At 52.9% G+C, this 1,663-nt stretch carries 1 protein-coding gene; it reads right to left on the minus strand.

All coding sequences use genetic code 11. The annotated features are described in order from the left end of the window. Positions 1 to 30 precede the first annotated feature (30 nt). Positions 31 to 1,392, minus strand: coding sequence for an IS30 family transposase (locus MHK09_RS11580; RefSeq protein ID WP_436232121.1), 1,362 nt, complete (start codon positions 1,390 to 1,392; stop codon positions 31 to 33). Positions 1,393 to 1,663 lie beyond the last annotated feature (271 nt).

Consider the following 1,663-nt stretch of genomic DNA (forward strand, 5'->3'; position numbering starts at 1 on the left):
GGCGGATTCTAGTGGTCGTGGAAACACGTCTTATGTTTCGGTTGAGTTTATCAGTGCGGCCATTTTCTCGGCTGGTGTTTGAAAGCCCAGGGTTTTGCGGGGGCGGCGGTTGAGTTGCATGGCGACGAATTCTAGGTCGGCTGCACTATGGACGCTTAGGTCTGTTCCTTTAGGGAAGTACTGCCTTAGTAGTCCATTGGTGTTTTCATTGGTGCCTCGCTGCCACGGCGAACCAGGATCGCAGAAGAACACGGGACAGTTTGTAGCTACAGAAAAGGCCTTATGGCAGGCCATTTCACTTCCCTGATCCCAGGTAAGTGATCCTTTGAGATGGTCTGGCAAGGTAGCAATCGCTTTAGTAAGTGCTGCATTTACTTCGGTAGCATTATGCCCATGAGGTAGATGCAGCAAGATGACATAGCGCGTGGTTCGCTCTACTAGCGTACCAATTGCAGACTTATTACCTGCGCCTAAGATGAGGTCGCCTTCCCAATGACCTGGTACTGCTCGGTCGTCTACTTCTGCTGGCCGGTCGGAAATCATCACCATAGGGTCAACAAACCGCTTGCGGGCACTGCGCGTGCCACGAGGTCGACGTTGGGCGTGACCGCGCCGCAGTGCAGCAGCGATTTCTTTTTTCAACTCGCCTTTAGCCTGGAAATACAGAGATTGATAAATCGTTTCAGGACACACGTACATAGTCTCATCACCGGGGTAGCGACTGCGCAACCTCCCAGAAATCTGCTCTGGCGAGTACCTGTCTTTCACCATTTCCCAAACCACCTCACGCAAGCGTGGATTGGCATCAATCTTGCGCTTTTTCGGTCTAAACCTACGCAACACCGATTTACGGTGCGCATGCGTGGGAAGATATACCCCAAATTCATCCCGGTTGCGTTTAAGTTCCTTGCTGATAGTGCCAGCAGAGCGCTGAAGACGCCGAGCTATCTCGCGTACACCTTTGCCTTGCCGGTCAAGATCAAAGATGAGCTCGCGCTCTTCTACCGATAGATAGCGCGAAGAAATACGCCTATCGATACGCTGTTGGGAAATAACCTGGACTGGAACTGCTTGGCGACCATCAACGTACTCGAGTACCTGCATAAGCCTGTTATACAGCGCCACATCCGGGCCAGCCGGGACAAAAGGCACACGCCCGGTGGAAAGCTTAATGACGCCTTTGTCTATATCAGCAGCATCACGCGGATGAATGCCACAGGCTAAAGCGGCATCTTTGCGTCCTAAAGCATTTACACGCAGTTGCAGATAACTACACCGGCGAGTTGTTGCCGCAGCCTTGCGGCCGTACGGATTGCGTTTCCACAAACCAAGCTCAATACCGATTCGATATACCGGAGTAGAGCCTATAGAAAGCTGGCGCGCAATATCCATTGGTGCCACACCTTCCAGCCACAGGCGAGCTATTTCCTGACTGTCAGCCGAGCTAATACGCCTGCGGCGCTTGCGCGGCAAGTCCAACTCACCAGCCAGCCGATAAGCTACCGACTCTGGTAAACAAACCACCCCAGCAGCCGCCCGTATTGAACTACCAGCCCGAACCAACGACGCAAACCGCGCCACAACAGCAGAATCCGGAACCCATTTCGACTCCACACAATCACCTAACCCATGTCAGGTGTTTCCACGACCGCTAGAAATCAAG

Source organism: Corynebacterium tuberculostearicum (assembly GCF_022347235.1).
In the GTDB taxonomy this organism is placed as follows: Bacteria; Actinomycetota; Actinomycetes; order Mycobacteriales; family Mycobacteriaceae; genus Corynebacterium; species Corynebacterium tuberculostearicum_F.